Source organism: Pseudomonas sp. SDO5522_S412, from assembly GCF_054071215.1.
Genome location: NZ_JBSVWQ010000038.1, coordinates 25032 through 41187 on the forward strand (window position 1 = coordinate 25032; position 16156 = coordinate 41187).

Annotated in this window: 17 protein-coding genes and 1 riboswitch; of the genes, 12 read left to right on the plus strand and 5 right to left on the minus strand. The window is 62.4% G+C overall.

The genetic code is table 11. The annotated features are described in order from the left end of the window. Nucleotides 1–822 carry an HDOD domain-containing protein gene (locus ACW9I6_RS11420; protein WP_457339302.1) on the plus strand — a complete coding sequence of 274 codons (822 nt, stop codon included), beginning with the start codon at nt 1–3 and terminating at the stop codon, nt 820–822. Here the strand turns inward: ACW9I6_RS11420 and ACW9I6_RS11425 are convergent, their stop codons facing one another. Next, nucleotides 823–2208, minus strand: a complete 1386-nt coding sequence (locus tag ACW9I6_RS11425) for a sensor histidine kinase (protein WP_003212006.1) — start codon at nt 2206–2208, stop codon at nt 823–825. It lies immediately after the preceding gene. Further along, on the minus strand, nt 2201–2872 hold the full coding sequence (locus ACW9I6_RS11430) for a response regulator (protein WP_003212008.1): 672 nt from the start codon (nt 2870–2872) through the stop codon (nt 2201–2203). Before ACW9I6_RS11430 ends, ACW9I6_RS11425 begins: the two co-directional genes overlap by 8 nt. A gap of 236 nt (nt 2873–3108) precedes the next feature. Here ACW9I6_RS11430 and ACW9I6_RS11435 point away from each other — a divergent pair, with 236 nt between their 5' ends. From ACW9I6_RS11435 to ACW9I6_RS11455, 5 genes are all read left to right on the plus strand, one after another. Beyond that, the gene (locus ACW9I6_RS11435; protein WP_457339303.1) at nt 3109–4389 is read left to right on the plus strand and encodes an OprD family porin; all 1281 of its coding nucleotides are present in this window, start codon (nt 3109–3111) and stop codon (nt 4387–4389) included. Nucleotides 4390–4417: 28 nt separating this feature from the next. After that, nucleotides 4418–5404, plus strand: a complete 987-nt coding sequence (locus ACW9I6_RS11440) for a Bug family tripartite tricarboxylate transporter substrate binding protein (protein ID WP_161635736.1) — start codon at nt 4418–4420, stop codon at nt 5402–5404. A 130-nt stretch (nt 5405–5534) separates the two neighbouring features. After that, nucleotides 5535–5993 (plus strand): tripartite tricarboxylate transporter TctB family protein, encoded by a 459-nt coding sequence (locus ACW9I6_RS11445; RefSeq protein WP_008437838.1) that lies wholly within the window; start codon nt 5535–5537, stop codon nt 5991–5993. A gap of 1 nt (nt 5994) precedes the next feature. Next, complete coding sequence (locus tag ACW9I6_RS11450; protein ID WP_087692609.1) at nt 5995–7509, plus strand: tripartite tricarboxylate transporter permease; 1515 nt, start codon at nt 5995–5997, stop codon at nt 7507–7509. Next, entirely contained in the window at nt 7502–8539 is a 1038-nt protein-coding gene (locus tag ACW9I6_RS11455) for an AbrB family transcriptional regulator (protein WP_003212018.1), read from the plus strand. The genes ACW9I6_RS11450 and ACW9I6_RS11455 overlap by 8 nt, the downstream gene beginning before the upstream one ends. Nucleotides 8540–8607: 68 nt before the next feature. Here the strand turns inward: ACW9I6_RS11455 and ung are convergent, their stop codons facing one another. Further along, nucleotides 8608–9300 (minus strand): uracil-DNA glycosylase, encoded by a 693-nt coding sequence (ung, locus tag ACW9I6_RS11460; protein WP_003212020.1) that lies wholly within the window; start codon nt 9298–9300, stop codon nt 8608–8610. A gap of 135 nt (nt 9301–9435) precedes the next feature. On the opposite strand from ung, the gene ACW9I6_RS11465 reads away from it, so the two are divergent. After that, nucleotides 9436–10548 carry an enoyl-CoA hydratase/isomerase family protein gene (locus ACW9I6_RS11465; protein WP_457339305.1) on the plus strand — a complete coding sequence of 371 codons (1113 nt, stop codon included), beginning with the start codon at nt 9436–9438 and terminating at the stop codon, nt 10546–10548. On the opposite strand, the gene ACW9I6_RS11470 is transcribed toward ACW9I6_RS11465, so the two are convergent. Next, on the minus strand, nt 10542–10991 hold the full coding sequence (locus tag ACW9I6_RS11470) for a DUF3757 domain-containing protein (protein ID WP_134325887.1): 450 nt from the start codon (nt 10989–10991) through the stop codon (nt 10542–10544). The genes ACW9I6_RS11465 and ACW9I6_RS11470 overlap by 7 nt on opposite strands. Before the next feature lie 160 nt (nt 10992–11151). Beyond that, on the minus strand, nt 11152–11508 hold the full coding sequence (locus tag ACW9I6_RS11475) for a hypothetical protein (RefSeq protein ID WP_003212026.1): 357 nt from the start codon (nt 11506–11508) through the stop codon (nt 11152–11154). A gap of 302 nt (nt 11509–11810) precedes the next feature. After that, nucleotides 11811–11911, plus strand: a riboswitch (guanidine-I (ykkC/yxkD leader). Between the two features lie 61 nt (nt 11912–11972). On the opposite strand from ACW9I6_RS11475, the gene ACW9I6_RS11480 reads away from it, so the two are divergent. Genes ACW9I6_RS11480 through ACW9I6_RS11500 form a run of 5 tightly spaced genes read left to right on the plus strand, consistent with a single transcriptional unit; the run spans nt 11973 to nt 15993 of the window. After that, nucleotides 11973–13040 (plus strand): putative urea ABC transporter substrate-binding protein, encoded by a 1068-nt coding sequence (locus ACW9I6_RS11480; RefSeq protein WP_457339304.1) that lies wholly within the window; start codon nt 11973–11975, stop codon nt 13038–13040. A gap of 12 nt (nt 13041–13052) precedes the next feature. After that, nucleotides 13053–13868, plus strand: coding sequence for an ABC transporter permease (locus ACW9I6_RS11485; RefSeq protein WP_017479272.1), 816 nt, complete (start codon nt 13053–13055; stop codon nt 13866–13868). Beyond that, nucleotides 13865–14629, plus strand: a complete 765-nt coding sequence (locus ACW9I6_RS11490) for an ABC transporter ATP-binding protein (protein WP_177080181.1) — start codon at nt 13865–13867, stop codon at nt 14627–14629. The genes ACW9I6_RS11485 and ACW9I6_RS11490 overlap by 4 nt, the downstream gene beginning before the upstream one ends. Next, nucleotides 14626–15351, plus strand: a complete 726-nt coding sequence (locus tag ACW9I6_RS11495; RefSeq protein WP_003212035.1) for an urea amidolyase associated protein UAAP1 — start codon at nt 14626–14628, stop codon at nt 15349–15351. Before ACW9I6_RS11490 ends, ACW9I6_RS11495 begins: the two co-directional genes overlap by 4 nt. Before the next feature lie 9 nt (nt 15352–15360). Further along, on the plus strand, nt 15361–15993 hold the full coding sequence (locus ACW9I6_RS11500) for an urea amidolyase associated protein UAAP2 (protein ID WP_003212037.1): 633 nt from the start codon (nt 15361–15363) through the stop codon (nt 15991–15993). The last annotated feature ends 163 nt before the right edge of the window (nt 15994–16156 follow it).

The following is a 16156-nucleotide window of genomic DNA, read 5'->3' on the forward strand; positions in this document are numbered from 1 at the left end:
ATGAACAAGCTGGCGGAAAAAGTCCAACAGGCGTTGGTTGTGGCCATCGATAACGATGACCTGGTTCTGCCAACGCTGCCGGAAGTGGCCCTGAACATTCGCCAGGCCGCCGAAGACCCGGACATCAGCATCAGCCATCTGAGCAAAGTGATCGGCCGCGACACCGCCTTGTCGGCGCGGCTGATCAAAGTGGTCAACAGCCCCCTGTTGCGCGCGACCCAGGAAGTCACCGACCTGCACACCGCCATCACCCGCCTGGGCACCAACTACAGCAGCAACCTGGCGATCGGCCTGGTGATGGAACAGATCTTCCACGCCCGTTCCGAGGTGGTCGAACAGAAGATGCGCGATGTCTGGCGGCGCAGCCTGGAAGTGGCCGGCGTGAGCTATGCGTTGTGCCGCAACCACAGCCAGTTGAAGCCTGACCAGGCGGCGCTGGGTGGGCTGGTGCACCAGATTGGCGTGCTACCGATCCTGACCTTCGCCGAAGATCACTATGAACTGCTGTCCGATCCGGTCAGCCTCAATCACGTGATTGAAAGCATCCACCCGTTGCTGGGGGACAAGCTGCTGCGGCGCTGGGACTTCCCGGAAATGCTGGTGAACCTGCCGGCGCAGTACATGAACCTTGAGCGCGACTCCGAGCGCCTGGACTATATCGACCTGGTGCAGGTCGCCGTGTTGTATTGCCACCGCGACACTGACCACCCGCTGGCCAGCGTGCCGATATTGACGGTACCTGCGATCAAGAAGCTGCGACTCGACCCCTACAGCGACACCTTGCGCGCCGAGCTGGATGAAGCACGGTCGATGTTCTACTGATTACCCCGCGATAAAACTGACCCGCACTTTCAACCCCGCCAACTCTCCGTCATGCAAGCTGATCTGCGCCAGGTGTGCCCGGCAGATCTCGCCAACAATCGCCAACCCCAAGCCCGCCCCCAAGCCCTGCTGGCTGCGCCGATAGAAGCGCTCGAACACTCGGTCCCGCTCATCCAGCGGGATGCCCGGGCCGTCATCTTCCACCTCAAGTACCGCCGGCGCCGTGACCCGCAAGATCACGTTGCCGCCCGGGGGCGTGTGGGCCAGGGCGTTGTCCACCAGGTTGCTCAACAACTCGTTCAACAAGGTGGGCTCGCCCCGCAGCCACACCGGTTCATCCGCCTCCAGCGCCAGGGCCACGCCACGCGCATGGGCCAGCGGCGCCATGGCCATGCCCAGCTCACGAGCCAACTGGCTCAGGTCCAGCAACTGGGCCCCGCCTTCGGCAATCGCCCGGGCGCCGTTTTCGATGCGCGCCAGCGAGAGCAATTGATTGGCCAGGTGAGTCAGGCGATCAGTGCCCTGGGCTGCGGTTTCCAGGGTGGTGCGCCAGGTAGCCGGGTCTTCGGCACGCAGGCCAAGCTCCAAGCGTGCCTTGAGCGCTGCCAACGGAGTGCGCAGCTCATGGGCGGCATCGGCAATAAACTGTGCCTGGCGCTCGAACTGCCCGCGCAGGCGTTCGGTGAAATGGTTGAGCGCATGTACCAGCGGGCCCAATTCATGCTGCACCTCCACCAGCGGCAATGGCCGCAGGTCATCGGGCTGACGCTCTTCCACGGCCGTGCGCAAGCGCTCCAACGGCCGCAGCGCCGCACTCACGGCAAAGAACACCAACAACAATGCACCGATGGCCAGCATCCCCAGGCGCAGCAAGGTATCGGCCATCAGGCTGCGCGCCATCGCCACCCGCGCTTCGTCGGTTTCGGCCACGCGGATTTCCGCCATGCCGTTCATGTTCGGTTCGGAGACTGCCTTGAGCAGGCTGACCACTCTCACGTTCTGGCCCTGATACCTGGCGTTATAAAAGCGCGCCAGCGCCGGATAGTCATCGGTGCGTGGAGTGCCCGGCGGCGGGCCCGGCAGGTTTTCGTAGCCGGAAATCAGCTTCTGGTGAATATCGTTGACCTGGTAGTAGATCCGCCCGGCGCTGTCGTAGGCGAACGTATCCAGGGCGACGTAGGGCACATCGGCACTCAAGGTGCCGTCGCGGTGGGACAGGCCGGCCGCAATGGTCCGCGCCGAGGCCAACAGCGTGCGGTCGTAAGCCGTGTCCGCCGCCTCGCGCCCATTCCAGTAAGCGCTCAAGCCGCTGGCAATCATCAACACCACCAGCAACAGCGCCAGGTTCCACAGCAGGCGCCAGCGCAGGCTGCTGGGCTTATGCATCGCGGGCTTCCAGCAGGTACCCCAGGCCACGGAAGGTGACGATGGCCACAGGCTGGCCATCGAGTTTCTTGCGCAGGCGGTGCACGTAGATTTCGATGGCATCGGGGCTGGCCTCTTCATCCAGGCCAAACACCTGGGAGGCCAGTTGCTCCTTGCTCATCACCCGGCCAGGACGCGCGATCAGCGCCTCAAGCACCGCCTGCTCGCGGGAGGTCAACGTCAGCAATTCGCCGCCCAGGGTGAAGCGCCGCGTGTCCAGGTCGTAAATCAGCACACCACACGCCTGTTGCCGCTCACCGCCCAGCACGCTACGGCGCAGCAGCGCCTTGACCCGGGCTTCCAGCTCCGTCAGTTCGAACGGCTTGGCCAGGTAGTCATCCGCGCCCAGGTTGAGGCCATGCACGCGGTCCTTCACATCACTGCGTGCGGTCAACATCAACACCGGCAGATTTTTCCCACGGGCCCGCAGGCGCGCCAATACTTCGAAACCGTCCATGCGCGGCAGGCCCACATCGAGAATCGCCACCGCGTATTCCTCGCTGCTCAAGGCCAGGTCCGCCGCCACTCCATCGTGCAACACGTCGACGGTCAAACCCGTGCTCTTGAGCGCCTGGGCGACACTTTCGGCTAGCTGCAGATGGTCTTCGACCAGAAGGACACGCATGGGTTTTTACCTCGTTCGGGGGTGGTGGGCGCCACGCTTTGCCGGGGAGTTTACAGGCGCGGCCTGCGCTGTGAAGCCCGAAAACATTGAAAGGCGACTGAAAGGTTAGTGAAAGCTTCGCCCTTTAGCATCCAGCCACGGTGGGTTTCGCCTGCCGAGCTATTTCACCCATAGCGCCCGAAAAACGCCTCGAAGCGTTTTCGCCAAAATAAGAACAATAACGGAGTACACCCACGATGCTGCGCACACAGCCGCCTGCTCGTTCTTCTCGTATCACCCAGACCGCCCTTGCCAGTGCCGCCGCCCTCGCCGGCTTTTCGCCCGCAGGCCAGGCCGCCTTTTTCGAGAACAGCACCGCCACCCTCGAAACCCGCAACATGTACTTCAACCGCGACTTTCGCGACGGCACCAGCGCACAACAATCCAAGCGCGACGAGTGGGCCCAGGGCTTCATGCTCAACCTGCAGTCGGGCTATACCGACGGTACCGTCGGCTTCGGCGTGGATGCGCTGGGCATGCTCGGGGTCAAGCTCGACTCCAGCCCCGACCGCACCGGCACCGGGCTGTTGCCGACCCACGACGACGGCCGCGCCGCCAACGAATATTCCAAACTCGGCCTGACCGGCAAAGTGAAGATCTCCGCCACCGAGCTGAAGATCGGCGCGCTGATCCCCGAATTGCCGATCCTCAAGCCCAACGACGGGCGCATCCTGCCGCAGATGTTTGAAGGCGGCCTGCTCAGTTCCAGGGAATTCAAGAACCTGGTGTTCACCGGCGGCCGCCTGAACAAGGCCAAGGACCGCGACGACACCAACTACGAAGACATCGGCCTCAACAACAAAAACAGCCGCTTCCTCAGCGGCGCCACCGGCAAGCATTTCGACTTCGGCGGCGTGGACTACAAGTTCGCCGACAAGATCACCGGTAGCTACCACTTCGCCCAACTCGACGACGTGTACCGCCAGCATTTCCTCGGCCTCGTGGCCTCGCGCCCGATGGGCCCCGGCACCTTCGGCGCCGACCTGCGCCTGGCCGTCAGTGACGACACCGGCGCGGCGCGCGGCGGCAAGATCGACAACACCTCCCTCAACGGCCTCTTCAGCTATGCCCTCAATGGCCATAAGCTCAGCGCCGGTTACCAGCACATGTCCGGCGACAGCGCCTTTCCCTACGTGGACGGTAGCGATCCTTACCTTGTCAACTTCGTGCAGATCAACGACTTTGCCGGCGCCGAAGAACGCTCCTGGCAGGCCCGCTACGACTACGACTTCGCCAAGCTGGGGATTCCCGGCCTGAGTTTCATGAGCCGTTACCTGTCGGGTGACAACATCAAGCTCAAGAACGGCGAGACCGGCAAGGAGTGGGAACGCAACAGCGAGATCCGCTACGTGGTGCAAAGCGGCACGTTCAAGGACGTGGCCGTGCGTCTGCGCAATGCCACCTACCGTTCCAACTATTCGGCCCGTGATGCGGATGAAGTGCGCCTGCTGGTGAGCTACAGCGTCGCACTCTGGTAACAGCAACCTCATAACAACAATGATGGAGATGAACATGACCCTTTCACTGCGTAAATTTGCCCTGACGGCCAGCTGCATGCTGTTCGCCAGCCAACTGCTGGCCGCCGAGCCCAAGCGCCCGGAATGCATCGCCCCGGCGTCCCCCGGCGGTGGTTTCGACCTGACCTGCAAACTGGCGCAGAGCGCGCTGGTCAACGAGAAACTGTTGAGCAAGCCGATGCGCGTGACCTACATGCCCGGCGGCGTGGGCGCGGTGGCCTACAACGCCGTCGTGGCGCAGCGTCCGGCCGACGCTGGCACGCTGGTGGCGTGGTCCAGCGGCTCGCTGTTGAACCTGGCCCAGGGCAAATTTGGCCGCTTCGATGAAAGCGCCGTGCGCTGGCTCGCGGCCGTCGGCACCAGCTACGGTGCCATCGCGGTGAAAAGCGATTCGCCCTACAAAAACCTCGACGATCTGGTCAAGGCCCTGAAGAAAGATCCGGGCAGCGTGGTCATCGGTTCCGGCGGCACCGTCGGCAGCCAGGACTGGATGCAAACCGCCCTGATCGCCAAGGCCGCCGGCATCAACCCGCGTGACCTGCGTTACGTGGCACTGGAAGGCGGCGGCGAGATCGCCACCGCCCTGCTTGGCGGCCATATCCAGGTAGGCAGTACCGACATCTCCGACTCCATGCCGCACATCCTCAGTGGTGACATGCGCCTGCTGGCGGTGTTCTCCGACGAACGCCTGGACGAGCCGGAAATGAAGAACATCCCGACCGCCAAGGAACAAGGCTACGACATCGTCTGGCCGGTGGTGCGTGGCTTCTACCTCGGGCCAAAAGTCAGCGACGAAGACTATGCCTGGTGGAAAGACGCCTTCGACAAACTGCTGGCTTCCGAAGAGTTCGCCAAGCTGCGTGACCAGCGCGAGCTGTTCCCGTTCGCCATGACCGGCCCGGAGCTGGACACCTACGTGAAGAAACAGGTGGCTGACTACAAAGTGCTGGCCAAAGAGTTCGGCCTGATCCAGTAATCGCCCCTCTGTGGGAGCGGGCTTGCTCGCGAAAAACTTCAACGATGACGCGTGCTGCCTGTATAAACGCGACGTCCTGGCGTTCTTCGTGAGCAAGCTCGCGCCTACAAGAGTCTCCAAGGAGTTTCCCATGCTCTTACAACGCATTTTCGCCTCAGTGATGTTGCTGGTCTGTGCCGGCCTCGCACTGATGGCCTGGCCATATCAGGCGTCGTTTTCCTACGAGCCGGTAGGGCCTCGGGCCTACCCGCTGCTGATGCTCGGGCTGATGGGCCTGGGCCTGATCTACATGCTGTTTCGTCCACAGCCCACCAAGCACACAGAAGAAGAGCCCGCGCTGGACCGCCAGACCCTGATCAAGATCGGCATCTGCGTCGGGTTGCTGCTGGTGTTTGCCGGCACCTTCGAACCCTTGGGTTTCATCCTCAGCAGCATGCTGATCGGCATTCCGATGGCGCGCCTGTATGGCGGCCGCTGGATGCCCAGCGTGGTGATCGTGACCTTGATGAGCATCGGTCTTTACCTGCTGTTCGACAAGGCCATGGATGTACCGCTGCCGCTCGGCCTGCTTGAAGTTCTGGAGAACTGATATGGATACGTTCAGCTATTTGGGCCAGGGCTTCGGCGTTGCACTGACCCCTTACAACCTGATCACCGCACTGTGCGGCACCTTGATCGGCACCGTGGTCGGCCTGTTGCCGGGCCTTGGGCCGATCAACGGCGTAGCGCTGTTGATCCCCATCGCATTTGCCCTGGGGCTGCCGCCTGAGTCGGCCTTGATCCTGTTGGCGGCCGTGTACCTGGGCTGCGAATACGGCGGGCGCATCAGCTCGATCCTGTTGAACATCCCGGGTGAAGCTTCCACTGTGATGACCACCCTCGACGGCTACCCGATGGCTCGCAAAGGCCTGGCGGGCGTGGCGTTGTCGCTGTCGGCGTGGAGTTCGTTCATCGGTGCGTTTATCGCCACCTGCGGCATGGTGCTGTTCGCCCCGCTGCTGGCCAAATGGGCGATTGCCTTCGGCCCGGCGGAATATTTCGTACTGATGGTGTTTGCCATCGTCTGCCTGGGCGGCATGGCCGGTGACAAGCCGCTGAAGACCTTTGTCGCGGCCTTGATCGGCCTGTTTCTGTCAGCAGTGGGTATCGATGCCAACAGCGGCGTATACCGCTTCACCGGCGATAACATCCACCTGACCGACGGCATCCAGTTCGTGGTGCTTGTATTGGGCCTGTTCTCCATCAGCGAGATCCTGTTGCTGCTGGAAAAAACCCACCGTGGCCAGGAAGCCGTGAAAGCCACCGGACGCATGATGTTCAACCTGAAGGAAGCTTGCGCGGTATTCGTCGTGAATATTCGCTGCGGCCTGCTGGGTTTCATCATGGGTGTCTTGCCGGGCGCGGGTGCCACACTGGCCTCGGCCGTGGCCTACATGACCGAAAAACGCCTGGCCGGTGCCAGCGGTAAATTCGGCCAGGGCGACATGCGCGGCCTGGCGGCTCCGGAAACCGCGATCGGCGCTTCCGCCTGCGGCGCCCTGGTGCCGATGCTGACCCTCGGCGTACCCGGCTCGGGCACCACGGCGGTGATGATCGGCGCCCTGTCGCTGTACAACATCACCCCCGGCCCGCTGCTGTTCCAACAGCAACCGGACATCGTCTGGGGCCTGATCGCCTCGTTGTTTATCGCCAACATCATGCTGGTGATCCTCAACATCCCGATGATCCGCATCTTCACCCGCATCCTTGCCGTGCCGAACTGGGCACTGGTGCCGGTGATCGCCATCATCACTGCGATCGGTGTGTACGCGGTTCACGCCACCACCTTCGACCTGTTCCTGATGGTCGGCATCGGCATCTTCGGCTACATCCTGCGCAAGCTGGATTTCCCGCTCTCGCCGGTGCTGCTGGGCTTTATCCTCGGCGGGTTGATGGAGCAGAACCTGCGTCGTGCGCTGTCGATTTCCAACGGCGAATTGCAGATCCTCTGGTCGAGCCCGATCACCTTCGGCGTGTGGGTACTGACGGCCTTGATGCTGTTGTTCCCGCTCCTGCGCATCTGGCGCAAGCGTTCCCTGCAGCGTCGTGCCGTGGCCGATGTCTGAGGCCACGTTCAGAAACTGGTGGGCAACACCGCTGGTCGGTCTGCTGGGCGGGTATCTCGCCAGCCAGATCGGCTGGCCACTGCCGTACATGGTCGGCTCGTTGCTGGCGATCATCCTGGTGCGCTGCCTGACACCCTGGCAGCTCGCGGAAATTCCCGGCGGCCGCAAATGCGGCCAATGGGTGGTGGGCATCGGCATCGGCCTGCACTTCACCCCGGTGGTGATCGAGCAGGTGATGAGCCACTTCGGCCTGATCTTCTTCGGCGCGCTGGTCACCAGCCTCTCCAGCATTGTGGGCGTGTGGTTGATGCGCCGCAGCGGTGAAGACCGTGCCACAGCGTTTTTCTCGAGCATGCCGGGTGGGTCGGGGGAGATGGTCAACCTCGGCGCACGCAACGGCGCAGTGCTCAGCCGCGTCGCGGCGGGCCAGAGTTTGCGGGTATTGGTGGTGGTGCTCTGTGTGCCGGCGGCGTTCAAGTATTTGCTGGGGGAAGGTGCCCCGCAGTTTCATCCGGCGACGGTGGATTGGACCTGGCTGGCGCTGCTGTTTCCCGTCGGCGCACTGGTGGCCTGGGGCTGGCAACGCTTGCGTCAGCCAAACCCCTGGCTGTTCGGGCCGCTGCTGGTCAGTGCCGCCGCCAGCATTACCTGGGACTTGCACATCGGGCTGCCCGACGGCGGCAGCCAGATCGGCCAGTGGCTGATCGGCAGCGGCCTGGGCTGCCACTTCAACCGGCAGTTCTTCCGGCGCGCGCCGTTGTTCATGGGACGTACGTTGATCGGTACGGCGTTGACTATGTTGATTGCGACGCTGGCGGCTGTGGGCTTGAGTGCACTCACACATCTGGACCTGCGTTCGCTGACACTGGGCATGATGCCAGGCGGAATTGCGGAAATGAGCCTGACGGCGGAAACCCTGCAACTGTCGGTGCCGTTGGTGACGGCGATGCAGGTGATGCGTTTGTTGTTTGTGCTGTTTCTGGCGGAGCCTTTGTTTCGGCACTGGAACCGGCAGCCAGATAAAATCTGAAGCCCAAGAGACGTTCAATTGTAGGAGCTGTCGAGCTTTAGCGAGACAGCTCCTACATTGGAGCTATGTCAAACCGGCGGCAATCGCCACTCGATCGGCGTCTCGCCATTCTGCTCAAGAAACTTGTTGGTGCGGCTGAAATGCCCGCAGCCAATAAACCCTCTATAGGCCGACAACGGCGACGGATGCACCGACGTCAGCACCAGGTGCTTGGTGGCGTCGATCAGCTTCTGCTTGCCCTGCGCATGGGCGCCCCACAGCAAGAACACCAGGTGCGGCTGATGCTCGCTCACCACTTCAATAATCCGATCGGTAAAGAACTGCCAGCCCTTGCCCGCATGGGCGTTGGCATTCGCGCGCTCCACGGTCATGGTGGTGTTGATCATCAGCACGCCCTGGTCGGCCCAGCTTTGCAGGTAGCCGTGGTTGGGAATGTCGATGTTCAGGTCACGCTTGAGTTCTTTGTAGATATTGACCAGCGACGGCGGTGCCGGCACGCCCGGTTGCACCGAGAAGCACAAGCCGTGGGCCTGGCCCGGGCCGTGATACGGGTCCTGGCCGAGGATCACCACCTTGACCTTGTCCAGGGGCGTTGAGTTGAGTGCGTTGAAGATCATCGGGCCGGGTGGATAGATCTCCTTGCCTGCCGCGTGCTCCTGGCGCAGGAATTCCCGCAACTGGGCCATGTACGGCTGGTCGAACTCGTCACGCAGGGCGTGTTTCCAGCTGGGTTCGAGTTTGATACGGTCGTCGGTGGTCATGGTTACGCTGTCTAGTCAAAAGAATGAGGCGAACCCTAGGAAAGCCGACCTTGCTTGTCAATTGATCTGACGCAGATACCGCACTTTCCTGCGAAGCGATCATACTGAACCTTCACTTTCTCGATTGAGGTCATGATGAACCTGCACTTCGAAGAGCTGATTGGCACCGGCGGCGCCCGCGTTGGCATCGCCAGCCTGGACGCGGAAAAATCCCTCAATGCCTTGTCGTTGCCGATGATCCTGGCCCTGAGCGAACGCCTGGACGCCTGGGCCAAAGACCCGCAAATCGTCTGCGTGCTGCTGCGCGGCAATGGCCCCAAGGCTTTTTGCGCCGGTGGCGAAGTGCGCAGCCTGGCCCAGGCCTGCCGTGAACATCCCGGCGAAGTACCGGCGCTGGCCGCGCAATTTTTCGCCGCGGAATACCGCCTCGACTACCGCCTGCACACCTACCCCAAACCGCTGATCTGCTGGGGCCACGGCTATGTGCTGGGCGGTGGCATGGGCTTGCTGCAAAGCGCCGCCGTGCGCATCGTCACTCCGAGCAGCCGCCTGGCCATGCCGGAAATCAGCATCGGCCTGTACCCGGACGTGGGCGCCAGTTGGTTCCTGTCTCGCCTGCCCGGCAAGTTGGGGTTGTTCCTCGGCTTGACCGGCGCCCATATGAATGGCCGCGACGCCCTGGACCTGGGCCTGGCTGACCGTTTCCTGCTGGATGAACAACAAGACGAACTGCTTGAAGGCCTGCTGCAACTGAACTGGCAGGAACAGACCGACATGCAGCTCAACAGCCTGCTCAAGGCCCTGGCCCAGGAAGCCACCGGCCAGTTGCCCGAAGCCCAATGGCTGCCGCGCCGTGGGCAGATCGACGAGTGGCTGGACGTGGGGGATGTGCGCTGTGCGTGGCGAGCCTTGAGCCAGTTACGCGATCACACCGACCCGCTGCTCCGCCGCGCAGGCAAGCCCCTGAACGAAGGCTGCCCGCTGACCGCGCACCTGGTGTGGGAACAGATCCAGCGCGCGCGGCACCTGTCCCTGGCCCAGGTGTTCCAGATGGAATACACCTTGAGCCTGAACTGCTGCCGTCACCCGGAATTCAGCGAAGGTGTGCGGGCGCGGTTGATCGACAAGGACCAGCAGCCACACTGGCACTGGCAGGACATCAACTTGATCCCCGAGGCCGTGGTGCAGGCGCACTTCCACAAGGTCTGGGAAGGGCGGCATCCGCTGGCGGACCTGTCTGACTATTGAGCGTCCGCCGGCGCTTTTTTACCCTCGAACGTGAAGGCACAATTATCGGGTTGGTGGTCGTCGCACTGGAAAACCTGTTGCCCGAAAGCATCGGTGCCCGGTACCCAATGCGTGGTATCTGCCAGCGACATCGCCCCCCCGGCTTGGGCCGTGCCGTACCTCAGGGTGACTGTCTTACCCCTCAGGGTTTTATAAATGCACTTTTCCAGATAGCCATGCTTTCGCTCGTCCTGCTCGCTTGGAGTAAAAAGCGCGCCGACAAAGGTTTCCACGAATTCCCCGCCGCTCATTGCCTGGCTTATCCATGGCGAGTCGCTGTCAGTTCCCTGAAAGTGACCGTCAACGTACCGTACAGCACTCGGGTAAGGACAGGATTGCGCTGCTGCCAACGTACTGACGCCAAGAAAAGCAAAAAATAACAGGTAGAGCGGGCTGACGTTCATGTCATGGGTTCCATCAGTCGATGCTGGAAGCGATACGCCAAACAGGCGACTGCTCCCAATTAACTACAGGCGTAACCCACAGGATAGCTGTCAAATATGACAGTGCCGACCAACGGTAAACGAAAACGGCGCCTGAGCGCCGTTTTTCCAATTATTCCTATCAGCGATGACCGCCGCCACGGCCTCCACCCTGACCACCACCCTGGCCATGTCCGCCACCATTACCCCAGTGACTGTTGCCCCAACCCTGGTTTGGGTAAGGCCGATAACCCGCGCGCGGCCCCGCTGGATAATAGCGCGGCGCCGGCTGGTAATAACGCGGCGACGGGTAATAACGCTGCGGTGGCGGGTAGTAACCCTGGCGGTAATGGTAATACGGGCCGCCGCCGTAGTAATACGCCGGCGCGGGCGCCGTGTAGACCTCGGAACCGTAGTAGGCCTGGCCGCCACCGTAATAAGGCGCGCACGCAGAAAGGGTCAAGCCGAGCAAAGCGATGAGAAGCAGTCGACGATACATGGCGGCCTCCTGGACCGCGGAAGAGCACACCCAGCGACGCTGGGGGGCGGCAAACAGCTTTCACTGCCTGACGAAATATCTGACATCAAAAACGGAATCTGGTGCGATTTAGACATAGATTGATACATCTGCCAGTCGCCTCATTGCAGTGCAACCCCGCACCGCCACAATGCATATTCCCTGCACGTTTCTCCCTCCTCCTCGCGCCAACCCACGCCATTACTGCGCCCGTGCCACTTGGCACGACTCTCGCTTTACCTCTCCCGTGCAGGAGTCATCACAGGTTCGCGGCACCACAATTTGCAATGGCTGACTAGGGTTCCGGCTCGCTAAGGCGAGTGGCTGGTCCGAGAGTCGGCGACCTCCAGTTGAGGTTACACGGCGGGATAAAAGCCCGGGAGACAAGCCACCGTTCACGGTGCCGCGTTGCTCCTGCTCGCCCTTGATCAACTGGAGAAGCATCCATGCCCTCGATACGTTTACCCGCCCTGCTCGCCGCCGCCTTCGCCGCCGTGGTGAGTTTTTCCGCCCAAGCCGCCCCCAAAGACCATTTCAGCGTGTGCTGGACGATCTATGCCGGCTGGATGCCGTGGGAATACGCCGGCGGCCAAGGCATCCTCGACAAGTGGGCCAGGAAGTACGGCATCAAGATCGACATGGTGCAGCTCAATGACTACGTCGAATCCATCAACCAGTACACCGCCGGCCAGTTCGACGGCTGCACCATGACCAACATGGACGCCCTGACCATTCCCGCAGCCGGCGGCGTGGACAGCACCGCGCTGGTGGTCAGCGACTTCTCCAATGGCAACGATGGCGTGGTCATCAAAGGTGAAGGCAAGACCGTCGCCGACCTCAAGGGCATGAACGTCAACCTGGTGGAACTTTCCGTGTCCCACTACCTGCTGGCCCGCGCCCTGGAGTCGGCCAACCTCAGCGAAAAAGACCTGAAAGTGGTCAACACCTCCGACGCCGACATCGCCGCCGCCTTCAACACCGACCAGGTCAAGGCCGTCACCACCTGGAACCCGATGCTCTCGGAGATCAAGGCCAAGCCCGGTGTCACCGAAGTGTTCGACTCCAGCAAAGTGCCCGGCGAAATCATGGACATGATGGTGGTCAACACCCAGACCCTCAAGGACAACCCCAAGCTGGGCAAAGCGTTGACCGGCGCCTGGTTTGAAGTGGTGGCGCTGATGAACGCGAAAAACGCCGCCAGCACCGACGCCCTGGAACACATGGCCAAGGCTTCCGGCACCGACCTCAAGGGCTTCCAGTCGCAACTGGACACCACCAAGCTGTTCGCCACGCCCAAGGAAGCCCTGGCCTTCGCCACCAGCGCGCAGTTGCCCGCCACCATGGGCAAGGTCGCCGAGTTCTCGTTTAAACACGGCCTGCTGGGTGAAGGTGCCAAAGACACCAACGCCGTGGGCATGAGCTTCGCCAACGGCGTGACCCGCGGCGACACCGCCAACCTCAAGCTGCATTTCGACCCCAGCTACGTACAGATGGCCGCCGACGGCACGCTGTAAGAGGACCCGGCCATGCGCCTGATCAACCGCCACCCGGAACGCTCCAGTCGCCTGCTGTTGGTGCTGCTGCCCTTCGCTTTGTTGCTGTTCGCCTACTTCGTGGGCTCGGCCGAGCGCCTGGCGGACAACCCCAACGACAAGCTGCTGCCCAGCGCCGCACAAATGGGCGACGCGGTGAAACGCCTGGCCTTCAGCGCCGACGCCCGCACCGGCGAATACGTGCTGTGGCAAGACAGCGCCTCAAGCCTGCGCCGCCTGGCGATCGGCCTGGGTATCAGCGCCCTCGCCGGCCTGTGCCTGGGCATCGCTGCCGGGACCTTGCCGTTGTTTGGCGCACCGTTGTCGCCGTTACTGACGGTGCTGTCGATGGTGCCGCCGCTGGCGATCCTGCCGATCCTGTTCATCGTGTTCGGGCTGGGGGAATTGTCGAAGGTGATGCTGATCGTGATCGGCATCACCCCGGCCCTGGCGCGTGATCTGGAACAGCGGGCTCGGGAGATCCCGGTCGAGTTGCTGGTGAAGGCGCAGACCCTCGGTGCCTCGACCTGGACCCTGATGCTGCGGGTGGTGCTGCCGCAATTGCTGCCACGCTTGCTGATCTCCCTGCGCCTGATGCTCGGCTCGGCGTGGCTGTTCCTGATTGCAGCCGAAGCCATCGCCTCCACCGACGGTTTGGGTTACCGGATCTTCCTGGTGCGCCGCTACCTGGCGATGGACGTGATCCTGCCCTACGTGGTGTGGATCACCCTGCTGGCCTGGCTGATGGACTGGGGCCTCAAGGCCCTGACGCGGCGCGCGTTCCCCTGGTACGAAGGAGCGCGGGCATGAGTTTTATCAGCGTCAACAATGTGTGGCAGCGCTATGGCGACCAGGTGGTATTGGAGCGCCTGAACCTGCACGTGGCCGAAGGCGAATTCTGCACCCTGGTCGGCACCTCCGGTTGCGGCAAATCGACCTTCCTGCGCCTGCTGCTGGGGCAGGAAACCGCCAGCCGTGGCGAGATCCTGCTGGACGGTAAACCGCTCGCCGCCGAACCCGATGCCAGCCGTGGCGTGGTGTTCCAGCGCTACTCGGTGTTCCCGCATCTGACGGTGCTGGACAACGTTGCGCTGGGCCTTGAGTTGCCGCGTTCAGCGTTGCTCGGCCGCCTGTTCGGCAGCGCGAAAAAACAGGCCCGGGAACAGGCCGCAGCGCTGCTGCATAAAGTCGGTTTGGGCCATGCCCTGGACAAGTACCCGGCGCAGCTTTCCGGCGGTATGCAGCAGCGGCTGGCCATCGCCCAGGCGCTGATCATGAAGCCCCGCGTGTTGCTGCTGGACGAACCCTTCGGCGCCCTCGACCCGGGCATTCGCAAAGACATGCACCTGCTGTTGCTGGAGCTGTGGCGCGAAACCAGGCTGACGGTGTTCATGGTCACCCACGACCTGAGTGAAGGCTTCAGCCTCGGCACCCGCTTGCTGGTATTCGACAAGGTGCGCCTCGACCCACACGCCCCCGGCGCCTACGGCGCCCGCATCACCTACGACATCCCTTTGAACAGCGAGCGCCGCAAGGCGATCGCCGCCGAACTTGGAGCCACTTCCAAATGACCGACTCAACTCAATTGTTCCCACCTTTTGCCGAGGAAATGCTCCCCGGCGGCGGCCACCGTTCCTTTGTGCTCAAGCGCGGCCAACTGCTGCGCCTCACCGACATTCGCGGCGGCGCCAACGTCAGCTTGACCCTGCTCAATGCCAATGAAAAAACCGAGCGCCTGAACCTGCCCGACAGCCTCAAATGCCAACACACCGCCAAGCTCACCAACGGCCATTGCCTGTACTCGGACATGGGCCGCGTGCTGGCTGCCATCACCGCCGACACCTGCGGCTGGAGTGACAGTATCGGCGGCGTGTCATGCGCCTCCGAGGTCGCGGAAAAATATGGCAAAGGCCGCTATCAAGAGCTGCGCAACGGCTTCTACCGCAACGGCACCGACAACCTGCTGGTGGAACTGGGCAAGTGGGGCCTGGGGCTGTCCGACCTGCTGATGACCCTCAACCTGTTCAGCAAAGTCACGGTAGATGAAGCTGGCAGCCTGCACTTTGTCCCCGGTCACTCCAAGGCCGGCGACTACATCGAACTCTACGCACCGATGGACACACTGGTGGTGCTCACCGCGCTGCAACATCCCATGGACCCCAACCCCGAGTACGCGCCGCAGCCGCTGAAACTCAGCTGGATGAACGCCGACCCAAGCGTCGCCGAACACTGCCGTACCTCGCGCCCGGAAAACGAGCGCGGCTTTATCAACACCGACCGTCTGTTCGCCTGAGGACCTGCCATGTCTATCGCACTCGCCAAACAACCGGACGCGGCCGTGTACCGCGCGACCATTCCCGCCGGCGAACCCTGGCTGATGGAAGTCAAGGCCGGCCAGACCCTGCGCATCCTCGACCTTGAGGGCAACCAGGCGGTCGACACGCTGTTCTACAGCCTGAAAAACCCCAGGGAACGCTACGACGTGCAGCGCACCCTGCGTCGGCAAAACAGCGTGTACCTGAGCACCGGCAGCGTGCTGTATTCCAACCTCGGCCAGCCGATGCTGACCATCGTCGACGACACCTGCGGACGCCACGACACCCTTGGCGGCGCCTGCGCCCAAGAGAGCAACACCGTGCGCTACGCCCTGGAAAAACGCTACATGCACAGCTGCCGTGACAACTACCTGCGGGCCTGCGCCCACGATGGCCGGCTGGGTAAAAGCGACATCGGGCCGAACATCAATTTCTTCATGAACGTGCCGGTGACCGCCGATGGCGGGTTGACCTTCGAGGACGGGATTTCCGCCCCCGGCAAGTACGTCGACCTGCGGGCCGAGATGGACGTGATCGTACTGATCTCCAACTGCCCGCAACTGAACAACCCGTGCAACGGCTACAACCCAACCCCTGCGGAGTTACTGGTATGGAACTGAAGATCAAGCGGTTGCGCCAGTGGTTGTTCGCCCTGTGCCAGGCTCGCGCCGGGCAGTGCCTCCGAAAACGCTGAAGATCACCTGTGGGAGCGAGATTGTGTGGGAGCGGGCTTGCTCGCGAAAGCGGCGTATCAGGCGACTGATGTATTGACTGAACCACCGC